This window comes from Shewanella sp. HL-SH8, assembly GCF_051165765.1.
In the GTDB taxonomy this organism is placed as follows: Bacteria; Pseudomonadota; Gammaproteobacteria; order Enterobacterales; family Shewanellaceae; genus Shewanella; species Shewanella glacialimarina.
Genome location: NZ_CP195039.1, coordinates 1,199,548 through 1,217,286, shown reverse-complemented (window position 1 = coordinate 1,217,286; position 17,739 = coordinate 1,199,548). Strand labels below are relative to the sequence as shown.

Genomic DNA, 17,739 nt, shown 5'->3' with positions numbered 1-17,739 from the left:
TTAATAAACGTCTAATGCAGCTATTGCCATCCTGACGCATAGAGTTCAAAACACAACAATATCGACAACAATATCGATTAGCCCACACGGATAGGTTCAGTAATACCGTTTCAGCTCGTATCTTTAAATGAATTTATTTGATATATATTGGTGTAAGCTAAGTGACACCATGATTTATTTCAGGAGGGAGTGTGGGGAGATCATTTGTATTATTTGTTGCCTTTAGTCTAATACCCATATTTTCTGTCTATGGAAAAGAATTGAAACTTGCCGTGGTGCCTAAATTTCATAGTGTTTTTTTTGATCAAAGCAAAGCTGGCTGTATGGATGCTGCGGCTCAAATAAAAGGCGTGGAATGCATATATCGGGGACCAGATATAAGTAATGTTAGGATGCAAGATCAGGTAATAAATCAACTGATTGATGAAGGTATTGACGGTATTGCTGTTGCCGTTACACAATCTAAATATCTCGTTAAAAATAGCCTTAAGAGAGCTAAAGAAGCAGGTATTCCGGTTATTACCTATGACTCTGATATTGATGTTTCAGTCAACGAGGACACTAATAGTTTACGCCTAGCGTATATAGGCACTGACAATTTTGAATTGGGTAAGTCATTAGGTGAAGAGTTAAAAAAACTTCGCCCCAATGGGGGAACGCTAATAATGCAATCTGGGCGACCCGATTCTCCCAATCTGAATTTAAGACTGATGGGTGTCCGTTCCGCATTATCGGGAAAAAAATACGACGCACCTCCTGGAGAATTGCTTAATAACGATTCGGGATGGACAGAAGTTAGAGAGCCTTTCTTTAATTTTGATCAATTGGATCAATCTGTTAATCAAATGGAGTCTGTAATGAAAGGTAAGCCTGTAAAAGCAGACTCTTTTATTGCTGTTGGTGGTTGGCCGCAAAATGACCAAGCACTTTATCGTAAAATGATTGCCCCGTACCAGGAAAAAATTAATAACAACAAGGTCATCATTGTTATTACGGATACATCCTCTGAACAATTAACTATGTTGGAAGATTATCTTGTTCATATCAATATTGGTCAAAAACCCTATGAAATGGGAAGACAAGCCATTTTGACACTTTATAAGATTGTAACAGAACAAAAATATCAGAAAACCATTTACACACCTATCACTGTTTGCACACCAGAGAACGCTGATACCTGTACCAAGATTACTGGATTGTAGCCATTGCAGATAATATAGCCCCGCTAAATTTCTAAGCTGCAATCACTCTGGTTAGAGTAACTAGTCCAATACTTCATGGGTACTTATTGCCTGCCGCAGGAATGTTCAGGATGAAAGGAATGTCCTGATCACATGGATGTGAAAGAACGACTTTATGTGCAGATAATCCAGCGAGACGCCAGCTCTTGATTTTAAAATCAGCATCCATGTGGGCTTAACCAAAACATCCATGTTTTGGATACTCGCTGGCTCATCTGCACCTGAATTATTGTCTCTTCGATTTAGCTTCATTTATGACTGTGGCAAAGCTAAATCAGAACAAAAGTTAACTCATTTTCAGGACAGAAGTGGGTTAGGGTTTAGCTTTTTATAAAAGTTTATCCTGACCCGACTAAATTTTAAAACTCAGTTAAATTTTCCTTGGCGTCAAAGATTACCTACAAGTGCAGATGATCCAGCGAGACGCCGCAAGCACATCCATGTGGGCTTAACCAAAACATCCTTGTTTTGGATACTCGCTGGCTCATCTGCACCCGAATTATTATCTCTTCGATTTAGCTTCATGGATGGCTTTGGGAAAAGCTAAATCAGGACAAGAGTTAACTCGTTTCCGAACTGAAGCGAGTTAGAGCTTATTTTTACAAAATTTAACTCTGACCCGACTAAATTTAAAGAAAGAGAAAATACTCCAAAGAATAAATTCTGATTATTGCCGATATAATAATACTGACTGATGCTCATAAAACCTAACGCCAATATAATGGGCGCGCGGCTTTTTGCGCGTCCAGCCAGCTTTGCTGGCGATCATTGATATTCTTGTTATATTTCATTTCAACAGAACCTTAATTTCACGCTCGGGTTCGGCTGCTGCTTCAGTGAGTATTTCTAAGACTCTCACTTGAAACTCTTTAAGGCCACCAAGGTTTGAATCTGTATTTATACTTAATATTGTATAAGGAGGTTCAATACCATTAATAGAGCCAGTAATTAGACTATCCGCTAAAGCATCAAGGTTTCGCCCGTGCCATTTAGGAGCATCTAGTTTAGGCAAGAAATCAGAATAGAATTCTTCTTCCGTTTTGATTCCATCCCAATTAATCGAAATTTCCATACGAGCCTTAAGAGATATAACGCCTCACTAAAGTGCGCGTATTTTTGCGTCACTTTTCAGTGACTTGTTATGTTTACTCCAGATCATTCCAATAAATGGACTGAAGACCAGCAAGGCACTTAGCAAGTAAGCACTGTAAATGTATGTGGTGCCAGCTTCATTTAGAATTGCAGGGCCAACATAAGGGTCATTAATTTCTAAAATTAACCCGTAAAAATACAGAGCCGGAAACGGGAGTGCTAATAATAAAAACCAAGGTTTAAACCTAACGCTAAAAATTGCCACCAAAGATCCTACAACCCCCCATAAAATCATAGACCCCAGAGTTGGTTCTTTATCCATTACCTCTGCATATACCGAAGACGAAGATACTAAGAGTAATGAAAAAGTAGCTAACAAATTAATTTTCAAACTACACCTCAGAAACATAACGCCGCAATAAGCGGAAAATTACTGTTGCTATAATGTTTGAGGCACGAAAAACAGCCAACTGTAAATTTTCCGTTTAATTGCCTTGTTAGCAGTACTTACTTGATACTAGTAGTTACTTTACTAATTTCAGCGGACATCTCTTGCTGTATTAGCGGTCTTAACCTTAAGAACTTTGCATAAGCTGGATTGTCCAATATCTCTGAAATTTGCACCAGCTCATCTGCGGTAAAATGTTTAATGTAAATGCCTTGAATTTTATTGATAAATTCGTCGGAATTAACAAGTTTCAACAATTTGATAGCATATTTACTAGATTCTTCCTCTGTGTAACCACCAGAAGTAAAAACCTTCGTTAAAGACTCTTCATTATAAGCGGAAGATGATTTTTCAAATATACTCTTTGCAGCTTGTTTAGCGTCCACAGAATCGGCAGCATAAATGCTTTGAGAAATGATTAATAAAATGAATATGAGCTTACGCATGTGATTGACCTCCTTGTACCGCTAACAGCGTATTAGCGAGAATTCCGATAAACATCCTGAGAAGCTCACCAAAACACAACATCCAAATCGCTTTAATTATTAATAATTTTAGTAACTTATCAGCTTAAATAACCCAAATCAATCACCTTTTAGTCTAGGCAAAAGCGAGAATTTAGATAATCGAGAATAATACAAACTCGTTATGCAGAGCAGATATGTTAACAAAAATCAGCTAAATCAATTAGATAGAATTATCCTTTAGGTAAAACCGAGAATTTTCGCAATTACATAACGAGAAACAACACTGTTGTTTTAACACAAAGGAATTATAACTGTATGAAAACACAGTATACTGTCGCAAAGATTTTATGATGTTAATCGTAGATAAATTTATATCAAAATGGTGCTTTCATAAACTAGCGATAACTATGTTCGAGCAAAGTTTAAATTGGATGTTCTCTAACAAGCTTTGGGGCAAAAGTGAGTTAGTGTTTTGAAATAATCTTATGCCACTCACTCTTTAAAACTTGCCGATTAAGTCAATACTCGAAAGGTTCATCATGGTGGTTTGCGAGCCGACCATCCGACCCAGGGATGGGTCGGTTGAGCTACAAGGAAGTACTTGCGCGTGTCGGTGAGTTAATATCATGCTGAACCTACATAGATAAACTTCACGATACATTCTTTACTATGAGCGAAGCTTCATGTTCATAGTGGCCGTAGGCCATATTCCAAAAAAACCTTGGGGCAAAACCAAGTCAGTATTTTGAAATAATCTTATGTCACTAACTCTTTAAAACTTGCCGATTAAGTAAATGCTCGAAAGGTTCATCATGGTGGTTTGCAAGCCGACCATCCGACCCAGGGATGGGTCGGTTGAGCTACAAGGACTTTTTTATTTCGAAAGAATGCTGCGTGTCGGTGAGTGAATATCATGCTGAACCTACATAGATAAACTTCACGATACATGCTTTGCTATAACCAAAGCGCCATGTTCATAGTGGCTGCTGGCCATACACATAAGCTGACATGGGGGGGGTAAATCAAGTCATTGTTTTTAAATAACTTTATGTCACTCACTCTTTAAAACTTGTTAATTAGGTAAATGCTTGAAAGGTTCATTATGGTAGTTTGCGAGCCGACCATTCGACCCAGGGATGGGTCGGTTGAGCTACAGAACTTTTTATTTCAAAAGAATGCTGCGTGTCGCTGAGTGAATGCCATGCTGAACCTACATAGATAAACTTCACGATGCATTCTTTACTATGGTATAGCTCCATGATCATAGAGACCATATGCATAATCTCACTTTAACTCACTAAGCTGTTAAGGCTTCAGCCCTCTTTACCAATGTTCAGCCGTTAACATCAACACCCGTCAGGCTCGACAATTGTCCATCTATAAGCTGATAACAAGCATCCATTTGACTTAACGCCGTGGTTCTGTGGCTTATCATCAACACGGTTTTATGCTCAGCAAAGGCAAATAAGGTTGCGAGTATTTCCCGCTCGGTGCGCTTATCTAATCCTTCTGTGGGCTCATCTAACAGCAATAGTGGTGCATCACGCAGTAACGCGCGGGCGACACCGATTCGGCGTTGCTCGCCGCCAGATAATTGCCTGCCGCCTTCGCCCATCCAAATGTCTAGAGGTTTATCACCCTGTAATAAATGACTTAAGCCCACTTGTGACAACACATGGGTTAACTTGTCATCGTGGGCTTTACGTTTTTCACCAGCGACATAAGGTAATGCCAACACTAAGTTGTCACGCAATGTACCGCTAAACAAATGCACCCGCTGGCTGACTACCGACATTGATGCGCGTAAATTAGATTCGCTGTAATCTTCAAGCGGCAGACCATCTAAAGTAATACTGCCCGAGTCTGCTTGCCATTCGCGGGTGATCATATGCAATAAACTGGATTTACCGCAGCCGGTTTTACCGATAATAGCCACTTTGTGTCCAGCTGGAATATGTATATTCAGCCCTTTTAAAACCGCTTGATTAGCGTGATAAGCAAAATGTAAGTTGCTGATAACCAATGCGCCTGTTTTAGCCTTAATTGCTTCATTAATAGCATCATTGCTGCCAAATTGAATGGCTGGAACTTGCTCGGTTATTGCCGTGACCCGCGTGGCCGCTAACACTGTGCTAGATAAATGCTGAAACGCGCCTGCTATTGGCATCATCATTTCTAAACAGGCCATAGTGGCAAATATGATCAAGGCAAATAATGGCCCTGGTGGCACGGCATCGCCCACGCCATTCGCGGCTAAATACAGCATCAACAATACCGCGAAACCGTTGGTTAAAATTAATATCGCCTGACTTAACCCAGTGATTTTTGCCATCGCAATTTGGCTGTTAAAAAAGATCTGTTGCTGTTGATACACTTTGGTTAAATAACGTGAATTAGCAGCAAATAAGCTTAATTCAGCCTGACCTTGAATCACATCCAGTAACTGTACTCTAAAACTTTGTTTAGTTTCGATTAACTGCTGGCCTGGCACTTTGCCTAATTGATAAAAAATACTCGGCAATATCAATAATACTAAAAGCAAAAAGCCGCACAGCGCTAACGCTAAACTAGCATCAAACCAGGCGATAAATGCATACAGGGCAGCTATCATCAATAATGATGCGCTAATCGGTGTAATAAGGCGCAAATAAAGGTGATCTAAGGTATCGATATCAGCCACTAGTCGATTTAATAAATCGCCTCGGCGTAGGCCTGTTAAATTAGCGGCGCTAAGAGGTAAAAGCTTTTGCCACGCCCACACTCTCAGTTCAGTTAATAACTTAAAGGTGGCTTCATGGGTGGCTAAGCGCTCACCATATCGGCTTGCGGTGCGGGCGATAGAAAAAAATCGCACGCCGCCTGCTGGGGTGAAAAAGTTAAAAACCTGCGCTGTGGCAACGGTGAGTCCTGCGACTGCGGTGGCGGATAAAAACCACCCCGACAATGACAATAAACCCACACCCGCTAACAAGGTAATAAAACTGAGTAATAAGCCCACTAGCATCATTAACCATTGGCGCTTAAATAAGTGTACAAAAGGCAGTAGCACTTTCATTAACTGACCTCCTGTTGCAGTAATTGATAAAAGCTACCTTGGGCTGCCATTAATGTTTGATAGTCCCCCTGTTCCACCAGCTGGCCTTTATCGATGACGATAATGTTATCGACTTGAGTTAAGTCATTTAACTTATGCGTCACCATTAAGGTGGTTTTTGCCTTTGTCGCTTGAGATAAAGCGGCCATTACCGCTTCAGCACTTTGTTCATCTAAGCTGGCTGTCGGCTCATCAAGTATAAACACACTGGCTTGTTGGCTGAGCGCTCTGGCCAAGGCGATTCGCTGGGCTTGCCCTACTGATACGCCAGATGATTGATCGCTTATTACCGTATGCAGACCTTGGGGATGCTGAGTGACAAAATCAGCAATTTGAGCTTGTTCAAGTAATAGCATAATGTCTTGGTCACTTAGATCGGGACTGCCTAATGCGACGTTTTCAGCAATTGTGCCGTGAAATAACAGCGGGTCTTGCCCTAACCAGGCAAGGTGTTTTCGCCAATGGGCAAGGCTGATTGAGTCAAAGGCTTGGTCATTAATCAGTAACTCGCCTTCATAGGGTAGAAAGCCTAACAAGGCTTGCAGCAAACTGGTTTTACCCGCGCCACTAGCACCCACAATAGCCACGTGTTGCCCTGCGATAATATTGAATGAAACAGGCCCAAGTAAACATTGACCATCCATGCTCATCACTCTTAGATCTGTCGCCCTGATGCTAACCTGATTAAGATCAGGCGTTTGATTGCCATCAGTGTGAACATGAGAAAGGGGATAATCTAATAACTCAACTAAGGATTCTGCTGCGCCAATAGCTTGCGCTTTAGCGTGATAATGGGTACCTAAGTCGCGCAGTGGTTGAAAAAATTCAGGTGCTAACATAAGCACAAACATGCCGGTGAATAAGCTGATCCCTAAGCCATAATGACCAAAATTTAAATGGCCTAAATAACTAAAACCAAAATACACCGCCAATACTGCGATAGATAATGCTGCAAAAAACTCTAACACCGCCGAGCTTAAAAATGCCAGTCGCAACACCGACATGGTACGACTTCTAAAGTCTTCCGATGCTTGATGGATTTGCTTAATTTCGGCTTCACCGCGGTGAAACAATTTCAAGGTACTCAAACCTTGTAAGCGATCCATAAAATGACCACTTAATCGACTTAAGGCGCTGAAGTTTTTGCGATTGGCATCCGCAGCCCCCATGCCCACTAAAATCATAAACATTGGAATAAGTGGCGCTGTGGTCAAAAGCACCACACCTGCGGCCCAGTTTAAGGGAAATACCAGCACTAAAATAAACACAGGAATAAACCCTGCCAACAGCATTTGTGGCACATATTTACTATAAAAATCATGTAAATCTTCCACTTGCTCAAGCACAATACTTGCCCATGCACCGGCTGGCTTACCTTTAATAAATGCCGGCCCTAGGGCAACCAGTTTGTTCAATACTGCTTGCCTGATATCTTGGCGGAGTAATCTTCCTGCCTCAAAGCTGAATCGTTCGCGCCAGTAAACTAAAGCGGCGCGGGTGAGTAATAATATGGCTAAACCGATAAAAAATGGCCGTAATTGACTGACAGTTAACTCAGTCATAATCACCCCATGTAAAATTTTAGCAATACAATAAGCTTGGCCTATGATGGCTACGCCATTTAACAGTCCGAGTAAGGTCGCTAACTTAAGGTAAATACCGCAGGCAGATTGCTGACTTTTAAGCCATTTGGCCAATGACTTTTCTAACGACTTATCCATGACACTCCAACAACAATTCTTGATGCCCTATAAGCAAGATAAAAGGCACAACATTAAGAACATAGAATAATAAAAATAGAGAATGGTTTTAAAGTGCAGTATCGCAGCTGTCACCTACCTAATACAATGAGTCGGTTGATAATGTTAACTGCTGCACAGTTTAGTGATTGATGAGCGGGATCAGGCTAGGTAAATGGCTTCACTATTGAGGATCAATGGCGCCATACCTGACCAACACATGCCAAAGCAGTTTCAATTCTTGCACTTTTTTTGCGTGGCTTGAACGCTCACTCCAGCTTGTAGGTTGCTTACATAATGTATAGGCGGCTTGTCCCAAAATGGCGGCATTTATCATATTATTCTGAGCAATGCTTTGCGCTAACATAGGCATATTCGCGCCGCGAAAATCACTGGGTACCTCTTCTACCGATAACTGATATCCGCCATGCCATAACAGTTGAATATCATGCCCATCACATAAGGTTTGTAACAAATCACCGACGTGAGAGCCTTTAAAGCTAGGGTCGGCGACTAAAATCTCGATATCATTATCTAGAGATACATCACCGTGGATTTGTGCCTCAATGTAATGATCAAGATTACAACTTGGCGTGCGTGTAAATCGCCCTTGGATGGCATGAGCTAAATCAGTGGTTAAATAGTCAATCAATTTAGCGGGCTTAAGCCCTTGAATACCTAACGCGTAATGGCGCTCAAAACTTTCACTTAATAATGCCGCTAACACGCCATCGAAACAATTTATGGTGCCCTTCTCTTTTGGTAATCGATAAGAGTCCATATAGCTAAATGTACTGCGTGTTAACACTTGTGGGGTGGTCAGAAAGTAGCAACTACCAAAGCGTGGTGCAGGCCCCAATGAGCACAAGCCCAAGTCTAGTGCGCCATACTTAGGCCGATGTTTGATGCCTGAATAACATTGACCAAATAACTGGTTTTCCCAATAATCACGTGGCCCACCTAACTCTGGCGATAATTGACCATTAGAGATATGAGTTTCAAACTGGCTTTTATAAACACCGTCTTTTATCAGGCCTTCAACCACTCTTAAGCCACGGCTATCGACTCTATCAGGGTGAAAATGCAACGCAACTCGGCCATGCTGATTTAGTTTTCGCATTGCAAGTTGCAGTGAAACCATAGAGATATTTGACATCAACAGTACATTTTTGATCAACGCATGGGCGGGATCGCGTAACACTAAGGCAATCTTTTCAATGTGTGATAATGCGGCCTGTTTTGGGGTCATGAACTGCCTTATAAGACAAAAATGAAGACGAAAAGTAGGTAGTAAACTAACGACAGATTAGCATAAAAGCTAAATCAAGGGTGATAGTGATATAGCTAATAACCGTTATACAATGCACCAAGCAATTCATTGTATGCAATATTTCTTTGTTTGGCACTGAAGATTAAGACTTTTTCACGATTCCGCTAGACGTGTTTAGATAGCACTCATATTGCTTTTCAGGTAAGATGCACGCCCGCCGATATTGGCTACCTTAATATATTTAACCGCCTCGGCTGTTAACTGAGATGTAATCTATGAGTTTTGAAAACCTAGGACTAAGTGCTGCTATTTTAAAAGCGGTTGCCAAACAAGGTTATGACACCCCATCCCCTATTCAAGCCCAAGCCATTCCTGCAGTATTAAACGGTCTAGATGTTATGGCTGCAGCGCAAACAGGTACAGGTAAAACAGCGGGATTTACTCTTCCTATTCTAGAATTATTATCCCAAGGCACGCCAGTTAAACGCGGTCATGTGCGTACTTTAATATTAACGCCTACCCGTGAACTTGCTGCGCAGGTTCAAGACAGTGTCGCGACCTATGGTAAACATTTACCACTTAAATCGGCTGTAGTGTTTGGTGGCGTGTCTATTCAGCCACAACTGGCATCACTTAAAAATGGTGTTGATATTCTAGTAGCAACACCTGGGCGTTTATTAGACTTATATCAGCAACGCGCGATCAACTTTGATCACCTTGAGATTTTAGTCCTTGATGAAGCCGATCGCATGTTAGACATGGGCTTTATTCGTGACATTCGTAAAATTTTGTCATTCTTGCCAGCTAAAAGACAAAACTTAATGTTTTCAGCGACATTCTCTGTCGAGATCCGCGAGCTAGCAAAAGGCTTAGTAAACAACCCTGTTGAAATTTCTGTTACCCCACGTAACAGTACTGCAAATAGCGTTGAGCAAAGCATTTACACTGTCGATAAAACGCGTAAGTCAGCAGCGTTAATCGAACTGATCAAAATCAATAACTGGAATCAGGTATTGGTATTTTCTCGCACTAAGCACGGCGCGAACCGTTTAGCGAAAAGCTTAGAGTCAGCGAATATTTCAGCTGTGGCGATTCACGGTAATAAAAGCCAAACCGCACGTACTAAAGCCTTAGCGGACTTTAAGCGTGGTGCTGCCCAAGTTATGGTTGCAACTGACATTGCTGCCCGTGGTATTGATATCGACCAACTGCCTTTTGTAGTGAATTTTGACTTACCGCAAGTGCCTGAAGACTATGTTCACCGTATTGGTCGTACCGGCCGTGCTGGTGCATCAGGTGAAGCTGTGTCTTTGGTCAGTGATGAAGAAGGTAAATTATTACGTGATATCGAAAAACTGATTCAACGCCAACTTCCACGTAAGGTGTTAATCGGCTTTGAGGCGAATTTTACCTTACCTGAAACCCAATTAACGGGTTCTTCAACAGGGCAAAAATCTAGCGCGAGTCGCACTAAAACCTCGAGTTCAGGACAGGATAAAAAAATCCACCAAAGACGTCAGGGTAATAATGAGCAGAAGAAAAGTACTGATGGTACTTCTGCAAACGGCGCAGCTGCAAAGAATCGTCCGCCTAGACGCCAAAAACCATTAGTTGATTTAGGGGCTAAATTTGCTAACCGAGCACAAACACCTAAACCAAGTGACAATGACTCAGGCGAGCGCAAAGCGCCAGCTAAAGCAAGTCAACCTAAGCCGCAATCGCAGCCTAGACAAACTAAGCCTAGCGAACCTAAATCTAGCCCTACATCAACCAGTAAAGTTGATCCTTATGCTAATGCTAAGATTAAGTTCCAAACAAAAGATTGATACTGAGTTAACGCACTTGATGAGCAGTTAAAGAGCCATTGATTAGCTATCAGTAAAGAATCGATATGAAAATGGAGGCTTATTGGCCTCTATTTTTATATCTGCCGTTTAGCCACAACTCATTATTTATCTGTAGATTTAGATGTTGATGTTGATGTTGATGTTGAAATCGTAACTCTTTCTTGATTAGACAACCGTACCTCTATCCCTTCTATCGTGGTAATTTTACGGGCATGAATGTCTTTTTTGCGCACTTGGTACTGGGTGGACATTGCCTCAATAGGTGAAGATATTTGTACCGTTACAATTTGATTATCGTCATACCAACCCCAGCCCCAGAATGCCGCAGTCGACAACATACAAACCGTGATCAAACCGTACATAACCATTTTATTAAATATAGGGTGCGGTGAATGCTCCGTTACTGCCTGGGTGGTTTTACTGATAGATGATTTCCCGCGGCGCAGATAAAAAGACGCTCCTATAATAATCAGTAACGTAATAATGATTTTGATGAACACACACATCTCCAACAACAAATAGAGTGCTATTGTACGTCAATTTAATTAAGAAACTGTTACTCGCCTCGTTAAATGCAATCAATCATCTGCTATTTGTCGTGCTTAACGAGAAACTGGTCAATTGCGATAAAATAAAGTCTATAGTAGTACATCGAGTAATGTGGAGATTCATATGTTAGAGATTGCCTTAATTTATTTAGCTGCAGCTTTGTTTTCAGTCACCATAGCGAAACGAGTCGGGTTAGGTTCTGTGCTGGGTTACCTTATTGCTGGAATGCTTATCGGACCTTATTTACTCGGCTTAGTCGGTGACCAAACAGACGTTATGCACTTTGCTGAGTTTGGTGTAGTGATGATGCTATTTTTAGTCGGCTTAGAGTTACAGCCATCAAGGCTTTGGAAATTAAGACACTCAATATTGGGTCTAGGGGGCTTACAGGTCAGCATCACCACTGTGATTATTTTTAGCGGCTGCTTGTTTGTCTTTGAATTACCCTGGCAAAGCGCATTGGCAATCGGCTTAATGCTAGCGCTATCTTCTACCGCAATTGTATTGCAAACCTTATATGAAAAAGGCTGGATACAGCAGGAAGCAGGCCAAAATAGTTTCTCTGTATTACTGTTTCAAGATATCGCGGTTATCCCTATTCTTGCGCTATTACCCTTACTGGCATTTACCGACTTTCCCACCACAACAGCACATAATAATATCACTGCCAGCCTGCCTGCTTACATGCAAGTGGCGGTCTCAATTACGGTGATTATCGGCATTATTTTGGCGGGTAAGTACATATCTGCGCCATTGTTTAGATACATTGCAGACACCCGATTGCGGGAGTTATTCACAGTATTTGCACTATTTTTGGTTATCTCAATTGCCTTTATTATGCAAAGTATTGGTCTGTCACCTGCGCTTGGTACATTTTTGGCGGGAGTGGTATTAGCGGAAAGCGAATTTAGACATGAATTAGAAGCGGATATAGAACCCTTTAAAGGCTTATTACTGGGGTTATTTTTTATTACGGTGGGCGCATCAATAAACTTCCCATTGTTGTTTGAACAGTTGGCTTTGGTATTGATGTTAGTGATAGGTTTGATAACCATTAAAGCCAGTGTGCTATTTATGTTAGCAAAACTGTTTAAGATGCAAACCAAGCAAAAGTGGTTATTTGCCTTAGCCTTAGCTCAAGGTGGCGAGTTTGCCTTTGTATTGTTATCACTGACAAACTCACTACAAATACTGACGCCTGAGCAAAGTGAAATGACCACCTTAGTCGTTGCTATCTCTATGCTGATGGCCCCTTTATTATTGATTTTTTATGACAAAGTCATCAACAAGCACACCACTACAACTCAAGCTGATTTTGATAAACCAGCCGATATAGAAGCGACCCAACAGGTGATCATCGCAGGCTATGGTCGTTTTGGTCAAATTGTCGGACGTTTACTGTCAGCACAGGGTTATCATATTTCCGTACTAGACCACAGCCCAAGTCAAATAGAAGTGTTAAGACGCTTTGGCAACAAGGTATTTTATGGTGATGCCGCAAGACAAGACTTACTTGAAGCCTCTGGGGCCAAAAATGCCAAAATGCTCGTTATCGCAGTCGATAATGCCGATAAAATTATTGAAATAGCCACATTAGCCCGTAAACATTATCCCCATTTAAAAATTGTCGCCCGCGCAGTTGATAGGCGCCACGCCTATGAGCTCATTCGTATCGGTGTTAGTCACTTTAAACGGGAAACCTTTGATTCGGCACTCAATCTAGGTGTCGATGCGTTAACACTGCTAGGTCACAGCCAGGCTGATTCAGAACGCGCTGGGCAGTTATTTTCTAAACACGATAATGAATCATTAACCCTACTCGCTGACTTATGGGGTGATGACCACAGCTATGGCGTGGCGGTGAAACAACGCAGCGAAGATTTACGTCAAGTGCTGGCAAAAGATAAACAGCAGCAGGACAAATTGAACACCTGCCATGGTGAGGATTGTTAAACGCCTTAAATCAACCTATTACAGACACTAAATGAGTGATAATTTGAACAGAGTTTAGTTAATCGAACAAAATAATGACGCTCAACTGCTCACAATTAAACCACTGTCTTTATTGATAATTCAATGGTCATAAATAGCTATAGACGTCTTTATGACACTTCAACTGCAACAAATGATAATAATTTGTTAAAAAATTTGAATTAATGAGCCTAGTTAGGTTATCTTGTGCGCTGCGAAAGAAGTGTGCATGCGCTCATTTTGCCTCAAGCATTTGGAAAAAGTGTCTACATAAAAATGTCACGGAAGATATTAATACAGTAATTCATTGTAATTAAATAATTTATACTTATTTTTCTTTTTCCTTATGTGCAAAATACACTTCTAAAAACACTATTGCTGGCATCTTTGTTACCGACAAATAAAATAGCAATATATGTTAACGAATATAACGATAAATAGAATAACAATAAAAAAACTATCATTATCGATTGAAGATTTGCAAGGATGAAGACCCATGAACGAAGCTAGTCAACCTAGCCAACAGAACCCCCTAATCGAAGAAATTAAAAATCGCGTTCTAGAAGTAGACGCACTTCGTCATGGGACACAACACCCTGATAATATCGAATTACCACTCGATTATATTGAAGCCTTGGATGAGGTGACGTCAATCGATCGTGAGGAAATTGAAGATATCGCTCGTGATGTCATCGCCAAGCATAAAAATATCACCCGTGTACAGCCTCAAAAAAGACAGAAAAATAAACAGCGTGATCTTAATCAATGGTTAATTAATATTTCGCTATTACTCATCATCAGTGTCACAGTGAAAGTGGTGTTTTTAAATGATGGCAGCCCAAAAGATCCTAGTGAAAAAACCTTTGCCACCACAATAGCTTCTACTGATTTTACTGCCTTACAACAAGATGCGACAAACACCTTTAGTAGCATGATTGATTCAGCGCAAGCACTACTCCCTAGTGCAGAAGACTTACCTGATCTCCCTTTCAGTATTGAAGATATCGACTTGGCTGCAATTGAAGAGTCAGCATCACAAACATTTTCTTCTATTTTACAATCAGCGAAGGATTTATTACCCCAAGAAGATATTCAAACAGCAAATAACGATAAAGTCGTACAAGCTGATGAAATAATTATTGCAGAGCAAAACCTTACTGAAGCGGCCCCTGTTTCAGAAACAGGAGTCACAGAAACAAGAGCTTCAGAAACAAAAGAATCAGAAATACCAGAAAACCTTGTCGCTAACAATAGTATTGATGCGACATCTGATACAAAATCAGACTCAGATTCAACATCTATAACGTCAAGTAAAGCCACTCTTGCGATAGCACAAGCCGCTATAGCTGAAGCAGCTATAAAAAAGGAACAGGCCGAAGCGCTAGCAGCGTTAAAAGTGACTAATAAAGTCATTGAAAATGCTATGACCAAGGGAACAACTGTTGAAGAAGAGCTAGAAAAAGCGGCTTTATCGAATATCGACAGCATCAATGCTAGTACTAATACTGGCGCTGTTACACAAATAACAACAGCCATAGAAGACGTTACTAATGCGCCGTTCACTGCGGAAATAACCAGTGTAATAGCAACCGAAAAACCAGTGATACAACAGCCTATTATAGAACAATCTATTGAAGAAAAGCCTCCTGTAGATAATTCTGTAGCCAAAAGCAGTACCGCTAACGGCAATAACACTGAAGTTGAGGTTATTGCTAATATTACAGACACATCAGACAAAGCAGATGAAGCACTCGCTTTAGCCTCAAAAGTTGAAAGTGGTGATAAAGTAGAAACTATAAACACAGAGCAGAAAGTAGCTGCTAAGACTATAGAATCGACTGCTAAAACCACAGTTACCGATACAACTGAAATAGCACAGAATGACAGCAGTATTGATGCAACAAATGTCGAAGCTGAAGATATAGAGACATTAGCAACAGAAACCATGGCAACTATGCCGATGGTAATGGCTGACACAAGGCTAATGAAAGCATTAGATCAGGCGTTTAATCAACTTAGCAACATTAAGGCGCCACCTCGGCCTGAACTCGCCATCAAAGCAACAAACATTGAAGCGCCTACTGATCCTACAACTGTTGATGCTGAAAGTCTTGATATCGCCGATACAAATAGTGTCGCCACTGACAAAGTTAATATTGCAGCAGCTAACATCTCTACCATAGACGAGCAGACAACTGTTGCTGACGAGCAGGTAGCTACAGAATCAGAAAAAGCAGCCACACAGTCACAAGTAGCTAATCGTATATTACCGAGTGAGACCCAATTAATCCCCCAAGAGACAGCTGCGCTTATTGAGCAACCTAAAAACACAAAAGCTATAGATACTAAGGCGATAGATACCAAGGCTTTAGATTCTAAGGCTTTAGATTCGAAGGAAAGAGATACTCAAGCAATGAATGACTCACAAGTGACCTCAGCGGTGCCAGTTGAGCTTGTCGTAGAAGCAAAAAAACCAGTGCCAACCAAGGTTGCTTCCGACAAAAAACAGCTCGTTGAAGAATCTCACACAGACCTAGCCCTAACATCAGTTAATCCAAGCCCTGCGGTATCAACTTTGAACGAAAAACCTATATCAACAGAGCCAGAGGTTACTCAACTAGCCCTAGCAGACGCAGATATAGAATCAGTCGATGACAATACTGCAACTGAAATAGCCCAAAACACGCCATCAAATAAGGCATCACAGGTGTTGCGGGTAACATTAGGTGCCGATGATGCAATAGATGAAGTGACACAAAAATTAATTGCAGCTCAACAAGCGCCTTCAAATATAAATGCGATAGCCAAGCAAGCGGTTACACAGATATCTCAACCTAAGGCAAATGACGCCGAGATAGCGGCCATAACGGCACAATCTAAATCAGTGGTATCTGAGCAAGCCGCATCAAAACCTGATGAAATAGTGGTACAGACGGTATCAACTGCTACTAAAGCACCTATAACTAAAGCTCCTATAACTAAAGCACCTATAGCAGCACCTGCGATAAATACAGATGCTAGGTTTGTGGCAACTAAGCAGGACGCACAAAGTAACTATAATGGCCTTAACCTTAAGCTACAGCTAAACTCTATTGTTGATTTAAGCCAGCTGGCTAAAATGTCGGTATCACAGTTTTATAGCGACAAATCAAGACTACCAAAACCATCAGATAAGATTGATTTACCTATTAATGACCTTAAAGCACATCCGTTAATAAGTGATATTTTTCTATCAGAGCAAAGCGATGTTGTTGTAAAACTGGCGAAATATTATGGCGAAGACTCACAACTGACTTTTACTCCTAGCATTGGCAATAATGATGGTGGATTGATTAACTGGAAGTGTAATGCCAATATCGATCCATCATTGTTGGTCGGCCCTGGTGAATCACCTTGTAGCTTAACCAAAAGCGCCGCTGCACCCGCGTCTAATACCAAGCTTTAAACGACAAGTAAGTTTACACATAAAAAGCATAAGCTCGCGCTTATGCTTTTTAGTTTATGCGCTAAAGTTAGGCTACATTATTGGTATTTTAAAAGACCAAAACATACTCGCTTCTCGGTACATTGCGGCTCACTAAGGCAAATAATCTGCTAATGATTCTCCATACTGTCACATTGATATCCTTGACGCATAGAGTCAAAACGGCAACGAAGTCCACACTGCCAAGGTGCATTATCAAACTTTTCAGATTGCTGTACAGCATAGTCTTTACACATTTGATAATCATCAAAGCCATCCTCCATTTGATATTTAGCCGATTGGTATCCATTTTTATAGATAAAAGCGGTCCAAGTTTCAGGGCTTGTTTGCTGATGGCTTTGGTTAATACTCACCACAGCCACTGAAGCTGCAATAAATAATATAACAACCACAATAATAGCAGGCCAATGACTGTCAGACTTTACCTTGCTAGATCCCGCGCTTTTCACATCAATATCCTTAACGCCGCCAATACAGCGCTCAGCCGTGTAATACTGGCCTGTGTATGTGTGGCGATAGGTTCGGCAATATTAGGTT

Annotated in this window: 12 protein-coding genes; 4 read left to right on the top strand and 8 right to left on the bottom strand. The window is 41.0% G+C overall.

All coding sequences use genetic code 11. The annotated features are described in order from the left end of the window. Nucleotides 1–191: 191 nt before the first annotated feature. Entirely contained in the window at nt 192–1,202 is a 1,011-nt protein-coding gene (locus tag ACRWQN_RS05440) for a substrate-binding domain-containing protein (protein ID WP_434940040.1), read from the top strand. Nucleotides 1,203–2,028: 826 nt separating this feature from the next. On the opposite strand, the gene ACRWQN_RS05435 is transcribed toward ACRWQN_RS05440, so the two are convergent. The 6 genes from ACRWQN_RS05435 to ACRWQN_RS05410 form a co-directional block, all read right to left on the bottom strand. Then, nucleotides 2,029–2,313 carry a barstar family protein gene (locus tag ACRWQN_RS05435; protein ID WP_434940039.1) on the bottom strand — a complete coding sequence of 95 codons (285 nt, stop codon included), beginning with the start codon at nt 2,311–2,313 and terminating at the stop codon, nt 2,029–2,031. Between the two features lie 27 nt (nt 2,314–2,340). Continuing rightward, nucleotides 2,341–2,655 (bottom strand): hypothetical protein, encoded by a 315-nt coding sequence (locus ACRWQN_RS05430; protein WP_434940038.1) that lies wholly within the window; start codon nt 2,653–2,655, stop codon nt 2,341–2,343. A gap of 185 nt (nt 2,656–2,840) precedes the next feature. After that, nucleotides 2,841–3,227, bottom strand: coding sequence for a hypothetical protein (locus tag ACRWQN_RS05425; RefSeq protein ID WP_434940037.1), 387 nt, complete (start codon nt 3,225–3,227; stop codon nt 2,841–2,843). Nucleotides 3,228–4,581: 1,354 nt separating this feature from the next. After that, nucleotides 4,582–6,303, bottom strand: a complete 1,722-nt coding sequence (gene cydC / locus ACRWQN_RS05420; protein ID WP_434940035.1) for a heme ABC transporter ATP-binding protein/permease CydC — start codon at nt 6,301–6,303, stop codon at nt 4,582–4,584. Beyond that, on the bottom strand, nt 6,303–8,063 hold the full coding sequence (gene cydD / locus ACRWQN_RS05415; protein WP_434940034.1) for a heme ABC transporter permease/ATP-binding protein CydD: 1,761 nt from the start codon (nt 8,061–8,063) through the stop codon (nt 6,303–6,305). The genes cydC and cydD overlap by 1 nt, the downstream gene beginning before the upstream one ends. A 202-nt stretch (nt 8,064–8,265) precedes the next feature. After that, the gene (locus ACRWQN_RS05410; RefSeq protein ID WP_434940032.1) at nt 8,266–9,330 is read right to left on the bottom strand and encodes a DUF3626 domain-containing protein; all 1,065 of its coding nucleotides are present in this window, start codon (nt 9,328–9,330) and stop codon (nt 8,266–8,268) included. A gap of 296 nt (nt 9,331–9,626) precedes the next feature. Between ACRWQN_RS05410 and ACRWQN_RS05405 the strand changes: the two genes are divergently transcribed. After that, on the top strand, nt 9,627–11,177 hold the full coding sequence (locus tag ACRWQN_RS05405) for a DEAD/DEAH box helicase (protein WP_434940030.1): 1,551 nt from the start codon (nt 9,627–9,629) through the stop codon (nt 11,175–11,177). Nucleotides 11,178–11,299: 122 nt separating this feature from the next. On the opposite strand, the gene ACRWQN_RS05400 is transcribed toward ACRWQN_RS05405, so the two are convergent. Further along, the gene (locus tag ACRWQN_RS05400) at nt 11,300–11,704 is read right to left on the bottom strand and encodes a hypothetical protein (RefSeq protein WP_434930450.1); all 405 of its coding nucleotides are present in this window, start codon (nt 11,702–11,704) and stop codon (nt 11,300–11,302) included. A 166-nt stretch (nt 11,705–11,870) separates the two neighbouring features. On the opposite strand from ACRWQN_RS05400, the gene ACRWQN_RS05395 reads away from it, so the two are divergent. Then, nucleotides 11,871–13,700, top strand: a complete 1,830-nt coding sequence (locus ACRWQN_RS05395) for a monovalent cation:proton antiporter-2 (CPA2) family protein (RefSeq protein ID WP_434940029.1) — start codon at nt 11,871–11,873, stop codon at nt 13,698–13,700. Nucleotides 13,701–14,214: 514 nt separating this feature from the next. After that, on the top strand, nt 14,215–17,163 hold the full coding sequence (locus ACRWQN_RS05390) for a hypothetical protein (RefSeq protein WP_434940028.1): 2,949 nt from the start codon (nt 14,215–14,217) through the stop codon (nt 17,161–17,163). A gap of 149 nt (nt 17,164–17,312) precedes the next feature. Here the strand turns inward: ACRWQN_RS05390 and ACRWQN_RS05385 are convergent, their stop codons facing one another. Next, nucleotides 17,313–17,651 carry a hypothetical protein gene (locus tag ACRWQN_RS05385; RefSeq protein WP_434928341.1) on the bottom strand — a complete coding sequence of 113 codons (339 nt, stop codon included), beginning with the start codon at nt 17,649–17,651 and terminating at the stop codon, nt 17,313–17,315. Between the last annotated feature and the right edge of the window lie 88 nt (nt 17,652–17,739).

Bases quoted from the DNA above. Each gene is read 5' to 3' on its own strand.
- ACRWQN_RS05400 (WP_434930450.1), bottom strand. From the start codon at position 11,704: ATGTGTGTGTTCATCAAAATCATTATTACGTTACTGATTATTATAGGA.
- ACRWQN_RS05425 (WP_434940037.1), bottom strand. From the start codon at position 3,227: ATGCGTAAGCTCATATTCATTTTATTAATCATTTCTCAAAGCATTTAT.
- ACRWQN_RS05405 (WP_434940030.1), top strand. From the start codon at position 9,627: ATGAGTTTTGAAAACCTAGGACTAAGTGCTGCTATTTTAAAAGCGGTT.
- ACRWQN_RS05435 (WP_434940039.1), bottom strand. From the start codon at position 2,313: ATGGAAATTTCGATTAATTGGGATGGAATCAAAACGGAAGAAGAATTC.
- ACRWQN_RS05395 (WP_434940029.1), top strand. From the start codon at position 11,871: ATGTTAGAGATTGCCTTAATTTATTTAGCTGCAGCTTTGTTTTCAGTC.
- ACRWQN_RS05410 (WP_434940032.1), bottom strand. From the start codon at position 9,330: ATGACCCCAAAACAGGCCGCATTATCACACATTGAAAAGATTGCCTTA.
- ACRWQN_RS05430 (WP_434940038.1), bottom strand. From the start codon at position 2,655: ATGGATAAAGAACCAACTCTGGGGTCTATGATTTTATGGGGGGTTGTA.
- ACRWQN_RS05390 (WP_434940028.1), top strand. From the start codon at position 14,215: ATGAACGAAGCTAGTCAACCTAGCCAACAGAACCCCCTAATCGAAGAA.
- cydD (WP_434940034.1), bottom strand. From the start codon at position 8,063: ATGGATAAGTCGTTAGAAAAGTCATTGGCCAAATGGCTTAAAAGTCAG.
- cydC (WP_434940035.1), bottom strand. From the start codon at position 6,303: ATGAAAGTGCTACTGCCTTTTGTACACTTATTTAAGCGCCAATGGTTA.